This window comes from Amycolatopsis kentuckyensis (genome assembly GCF_002155975.1).
Classification (GTDB): Bacteria; Actinomycetota; Actinomycetes; order Mycobacteriales; family Pseudonocardiaceae; genus Amycolatopsis; species Amycolatopsis kentuckyensis.
Genome location: NZ_MUMI01000302.1, coordinates 1 through 5,079, shown reverse-complemented (window position 1 = coordinate 5,079; position 5,079 = coordinate 1). Strand labels below are relative to the sequence as shown.

The 5,079-nt window shown below is 66.5% G+C and carries 8 protein-coding genes and 1 tRNA gene; 8 read left to right on the top strand and 1 reads right to left on the bottom strand.

Features of this window, described 5'->3' with window-relative positions:
• From CCN39_RS27385 to CCN39_RS52925, 3 genes are all read left to right on the top strand, one after another.
• Window positions 1–994, top strand: a 994-nt coding sequence (locus CCN39_RS27385) for an alginate lyase family protein (protein WP_086846668.1), incomplete at its 5' end; no start/stop codon positions are given.
• A 118-nt stretch (window positions 995–1,112) separates the two neighbouring features.
• Window positions 1,113–1,186 (top strand) — tRNA-Pro (locus tag CCN39_RS27380).
• Window positions 1,187–1,508: 322 nt separating this feature from the next.
• A complete protein-coding gene (locus tag CCN39_RS52925) occupies window positions 1,509–2,039 on the top strand; it encodes a tyrosine-type recombinase/integrase (protein ID WP_086846664.1) in 531 nt (176 codons plus the stop codon).
• Here the strand turns inward: CCN39_RS52925 and CCN39_RS27370 are convergent.
• Window positions 1,937–2,275, bottom strand: coding sequence for a transposase (locus CCN39_RS27370; protein WP_279629587.1), 339 nt, complete (start codon window positions 2,273–2,275; stop codon window positions 1,937–1,939). The genes CCN39_RS52925 and CCN39_RS27370 overlap by 103 nt on opposite strands.
• A gap of 252 nt (window positions 2,276–2,527) precedes the next feature.
• Between CCN39_RS27370 and CCN39_RS27365 the strand changes: the two genes are divergently transcribed.
• The 5 genes from CCN39_RS27365 to CCN39_RS27345 are packed head-to-tail and all read left to right on the top strand — an operon-like array spanning window position 2,528 to window position 5,007.
• Window positions 2,528–3,004: a YbaB/EbfC family nucleoid-associated protein gene (locus CCN39_RS27365; protein WP_244211036.1), complete on the top strand. Its 477-nt coding sequence runs from the start codon at window positions 2,528–2,530 to the stop codon at window positions 3,002–3,004.
• On the top strand, window positions 3,001–3,312 hold the full coding sequence (locus tag CCN39_RS27360; RefSeq protein WP_208630399.1) for a YbaB/EbfC family nucleoid-associated protein: 312 nt from the start codon (window positions 3,001–3,003) through the stop codon (window positions 3,310–3,312). Before CCN39_RS27365 ends, CCN39_RS27360 begins: the two co-directional genes overlap by 4 nt.
• Window positions 3,309–3,686, top strand: a complete 378-nt coding sequence (locus tag CCN39_RS27355) for a hypothetical protein (RefSeq protein ID WP_086846662.1) — start codon at window positions 3,309–3,311, stop codon at window positions 3,684–3,686. The genes CCN39_RS27360 and CCN39_RS27355 overlap by 4 nt, the downstream gene beginning before the upstream one ends.
• The gene (locus tag CCN39_RS27350; RefSeq protein ID WP_086846660.1) at window positions 3,683–4,420 is read left to right on the top strand and encodes a WXG100 family type VII secretion target; all 738 of its coding nucleotides are present in this window, start codon (window positions 3,683–3,685) and stop codon (window positions 4,418–4,420) included. The genes CCN39_RS27355 and CCN39_RS27350 overlap by 4 nt, the downstream gene beginning before the upstream one ends.
• Window positions 4,417–5,007, top strand: a complete 591-nt coding sequence (locus CCN39_RS27345; RefSeq protein ID WP_086846658.1) for a DUF3558 family protein — start codon at window positions 4,417–4,419, stop codon at window positions 5,005–5,007. Before CCN39_RS27350 ends, CCN39_RS27345 begins: the two co-directional genes overlap by 4 nt.
• Window positions 5,008–5,079: the final 72 nt, after the last annotated feature.

Genomic DNA, 5,079 nt, shown 5'->3' with positions numbered 1-5,079 from the left:
GGCGTACGACCAGGTGCTGGCCAGCTCGTACGCCTCCCTTTCCCGGACCCCGAAACCGCGCGCGGTGGTCGAATGCGGCTCGTATTCGAACCCGAACTACGGCTGCACGGACGAGCGCGAAGACGCGATAGCGGCGTACACGGACGCACTGATCTGGTACATCACGGGCGACGCGCGGTACGCGCAGAAGTCGATAGCGTTGATGGACGCGTGGTCGGCGGTGATCACGAGCCACACGAACAGCAACGCCCCGCTGCAGACGGGCTGGGCGGGCTCGTCGTGGCCACGCGCGGCGGAGATCATCAAGTACACGTATTCGAGCTGGCCGAACTCGGGCCGGTTCGCGACGATGCTGCGCAATGTGTACCTGAGCAAGGTGATCAACGGCAGCAACAGCAACGGAAACTGGGAACTGTCCATGATGGAGGCCGCGGTCGGCATCTCGGTGTTCCTGGAGGACAAGACGAGCTACGACAAGGCGGTGACGCGCTACCGCAACCGCGTCGCGGCCTATGTGTATTTGTCGTCCGACGGCGCGCTCCCGAAGACGGTGCCCGGCAGCGGCCTGTCATCACGCGACCAGATCGTGAGCTATTGGCAGGGCCAGTCGACGTTCGTGGACGGCCTGACCCAGGAAACCTGCCGCGACTTCACCCACACGGGCTACGGCATAGCGGCCATCGCGGACGTGGCGGAGACGCTCCGCATCCAGGGCGAGGACGTGTACCCGACGGAGATCGGCACGCGCCTGCGCCAGGCCCTGGGTTTCCAGTCGAAGTACCAGCTGGGCGCGGCGGTGCCGTCCTGGTTGTGCTCGGGCCACCTGAACCTCGGCCTCGGTCCGGTGACGGAGGTGGGCTTCAACGCACTGAACACGCGCTTGGGCATCGCGATGACGAACACCCAGACGTTGACGGAGCGCCAGCGCCCGGCGGGCTCGAACAACCTGTTCGTGGCCTGGCAGACCCTCACCCACGCCGCCAACCCGGCGTGATCTTGCACTTCGGCCCTCCTGACCTGTTTCCGCAGGTCAGGAGGACTGAGGACCCTGCTTGCAGGGCAGGTTGAGGGGCACGCTAGAGTACTTCTCACGCACTCAGCGAGTGCGGGTCCGGGCTGTGGCGCAGTTTGGTAGCGCACTTGACTGGGGGTCAAGGGGTCGCAGGTTCAAATCCTGTCAGCCCGACGGACAGCGGGTTTCCGCAGCTCACAGCTGCGGGGGCCCGCTTTTTGTTGTGGTCATGGGTGTCGATCCGGTCTAGCACCGCGCTCAGTGACACCTTGACTGGAGGCTCTCCCCATGCCGACGAATTTGACCAAACAGGGTCTGCCCAGGCCCGTGGACGACACCTGGCGTTCCTACGTCGAAGAATGGGACCGCAGCCTGCGCGCCGCGAACCGCCCGCACACAACCCGCTACAACTACGAGCCCGACCGATGACGACAGCGACGCAGCGGACGACCCCACCGACGTCGGACGCAAGCACATCGAGTGGTTCATCACCTGGATGATCGACAGCCGCTCAGCCTCGACAGCCCTCAACAAGTACAAAGGCATCCAACAGTTCTTCAACTATCTCCTCGAGTGCGAGGAGATAGGCCGCCATCCCATGGAGAAGTTCAGCCAGCCAGACACACCAGACAAGCTTGCACCAGTCGTGTCCGACGACGTACTCGCCCGACTGCTCGATACGTGCCGCGGGAAGAGCTACCGCGACCGGCGCGATATGGCAATCATTCGGCTCTTCCTCGACACCGGCGCCCGGCTCACCGAGGTCGCCAATCTCAAACTTGCAGACGTAGACCTTCACCGCGACGGCGTCCTGGTCCATGGCAAGGGTAACCGTCAGCGATTCGTTCCGTTCGGCGAATGCACCGGCCAAGCCATCAGCCGCTACCTGCGCACCCGAAGCCGTCACCGAGCCGCGGACAGCCCTTACCTGTTCCTTGCCGAACGCGGACGCGAGCCGTTGAAACCGAACGGAATAAAGATTTCGACCCAGTCCCCTGTGGGGCGGGTGATGTTGGTGGCGTGCTGATGCGCTCGCGCGATCGTCGAGTCCACCGATATCGCCCAGTCGATTTGCCCGACCGGATCTGCGGTCATCAGCAGCCGTTGCAGCACGGTGTCCCAGATTCCGTCGCCGGCCATTCGGCGATGCCAGGTCCAGATCGTCTGCCACGGACTGAACACCGCTGGCACATCCCGCCAGGCAATCCCGCACCGATACCGGTAGATGATCCCCTCGACCATCTCCCGCGCATCCGAAAACAGGCGGCCACGCTTACCAGTGCGAACCTAGGTCCGTTCGAGTCGCTGACACTTGCGCAGAAGATGCCCTCCATCGACCCGCACTTCTGGCGTCGTGGTGCCGAAGACCACATTCGGGACTATCGATCGTCGATCCGTCGTCGAGGCAAGCGTGGATCGGCTACGCTGCCGACGGCGTGACCGCACGGCAACCTGCAGTAACGGTTCGCGGTTTGGTCGCCGGTTGAGTCGGGAGCGTGGGGAGGCGATGCCGACGTGGTGTTCAACGCCGAGGTGATGCGGCGCCAGGCCGGGCAGCTGGACGAGGAGTTGGCGCTGGCCCGGTTTTCGGGGCAATCCCGGGACGGCGAGGTGACCGCGGTCGTCAGCGGCCACGGCCGGATCCTGGATTTGTCGATCAGCCAGTCGGTGATGCGCGGGGCACATCCGCAGGTCGTCGGATCCGACGTGGAGGAGGCCGTCGTCGCGGCGCGGCGGAAGGCCGCCGCCGTGGCCGGCCCCAAGATGCGGGCGGTGCTGGACAAGGACCTGGTATGGCAGCCGGCGCAGGAGCCTTCAGCAACGGGTGTTTCGGGCAGTCCTTCGCTGGTCCCCGCTGACCTCGAACCGACTTCAGGTCGTCCCTCCGCGGTCGCACGTCCGAAGCGGGCGGCAATCGAGGACGAGAACTTCGAGGAGCTGGACTTCCTGGAAGACGACGGCGGACCGGACGAGGATCGGGGGCGCTGGTGAACTACCAGGGCGAGCTCTACCACCTGGCGCGCGAAATCAACGCCGCCACAGCCGCGGTCGCTCAGACCACGCAGGACGCGGAACGCACACCGCTGGAATGGCGGCTGCCCGGTGAACTGGGCTCGGTGACCGTGTCCGGGGCCGGTGAACTGACCGCCGTGACCCTCGACGCCGCCGAAATGCGCCAGTACTCCGCGGCCGCACTGTCCCGAACCCTGCTGGAAGGCATCCGGGACGCCGAAGCGCAGGCCGAACACCGGCGCGCCGAGACCATCGCCGCGGCCATCGGCGAAACGGGGCTGGCATGACCTTCGACCCCCGCGACATCGTGGGCAAGGGCTACCGCGTCTACCCCGAGGCGCTGCGCGCCGCCGCGGCCGACGTCACCGCCGCCGCCGACCTGATCCTCGAATTCGCCCAGCACGACCTCGCCGACACCCAGCTCGGCGAATACGACCTCGGGCTCCCCGGCACCACCACCGAGCTGATGCCCAGCCTCCACGGCGCAGGCACAGTCGAGCAGTACAACCGCGCCATCGACAAGATCCGCATGGTGACCACCGAAAACGCCAACGCCATCCGTCAGCTCGCCCAAGCGCTGCAGACCGCCGCCGGCTACTACGAGAAGCAAGACGCGGCCGAGTACGAGCGGCTGAAGAAACTCGAAGGAGGCGCCCGGTGACCGTCCCTCCCCCTCCGCCGCCCGGCACCTCCGACCCGGCGAGCCTGCCCTACCCCGACGACGCCGACGCGGTCATCCGGCGCGCCGCCGGGTTCATCGGCGCCCACGGCATCATCACCCTGCTGAACAAGCTCCGCGTCTTCGTCGCCGGCGACATCGGCAAAGTCCTGCACCTGGCCGACACCTTCGCCAGCCAAAGCGCCCTGTCCGACGCGGTCGACCAGCTCAACGCCGCACAGCTGACGCTCTCGACAGCGTGGCACGGCGACGCCGCCGACCAGTTCGCCACCTACGCCGGCATGGCCAAACCCATCCTCACCCAGAACCAGGCGTCGCTGGTCACTCTGACCAAGACGATGTCCTCCATCGCCGAAACGATCATCGACACCTACAAGAACCTGCTCGTCGTCATCGGCAAATGCGCGATCAACATCAACCAGCTGGGCGGCAAGATCGGCATCGCCATCGGCACCTCGGTCGTCCTGCCACCGCTGGCGCCGATCAGCTTCAAAGACGTCGCCGACGCCCTCAACACCGCCTTCGCCACCTTCTGGCAAGACTGCCTGACCCTGCTCGGCGGCATGCTGACCGACATCGGCAAGCTGATCGGCAACCGCATCGATCTCACCACGATCGAGACCACCTTCACCGCCCTGCCCGAGGTCGGCGGCAGCACCGGAGTCATCGGAGACCCGGGCCGGTGGCATGTCAAGCCAGGAGCCAGCCAGCCATGACCAGCCGCAACATCCCGCACATCGTCGCCGCCCTGGTCGTGCTGGGCCTGGCCACCGGGTGCACACCGAGCCCGCCACCACGGCCGGCCGACCCGCAGGTGTCCGTCCCGCCGATCCCTGGCACCGGGCTGCCCGGCGCCGCCCGCTTCCGAGCCGACCCGTGCGCCGCGATCACTGTCGAGCAGCTAGACAGCCTCGGCTTCACCGGCGGCGACCGCAGCGTCGACGGCCAACGATGCGTCACCACGTTCGGTCCCGTCGCTCAGGTCATCACGTCCAACCGCGGCAACAGCCTCCGCACCCTCTACCTCGAACACGCCCGCGGCCACGACACCGGCAACCACTGGGAACCCACCACCATCGACACCATCCACCCCGCCGTCATCGTCGCCATCGACGACAACATCCCCAGCAAACAAGCCGAAGGCCCCCTCGGCTGCACCCTCGCCCTCGCCGCCGACAACACCACTCTCGTCTACATCACCGCTGCCACCTACGGAAAACCCGAAACCGGCCCCTGGCAACACGACCCCTGCGGCGCCACCCAGAAAATCGCCGAACTCGTCATCCACAACCTCACCACCTGACCGCTCCGGCACTCCAGCTGGCCGATCGGCACCGTGGAACCCTGGGCCCTCCCTGCCCGGTCGGCCGCGCGG

Bases quoted from the DNA above. Each gene is read 5' to 3' on its own strand.
- CCN39_RS52925 (WP_086846664.1), top strand. From the start codon at position 1,509: ATGATCGACAGCCGCTCAGCCTCGACAGCCCTCAACAAGTACAAAGGC.
- CCN39_RS27355 (WP_086846662.1), top strand. From the start codon at position 3,309: ATGACCTTCGACCCCCGCGACATCGTGGGCAAGGGCTACCGCGTCTAC.
- CCN39_RS27345 (WP_086846658.1), top strand. From the start codon at position 4,417: ATGACCAGCCGCAACATCCCGCACATCGTCGCCGCCCTGGTCGTGCTG.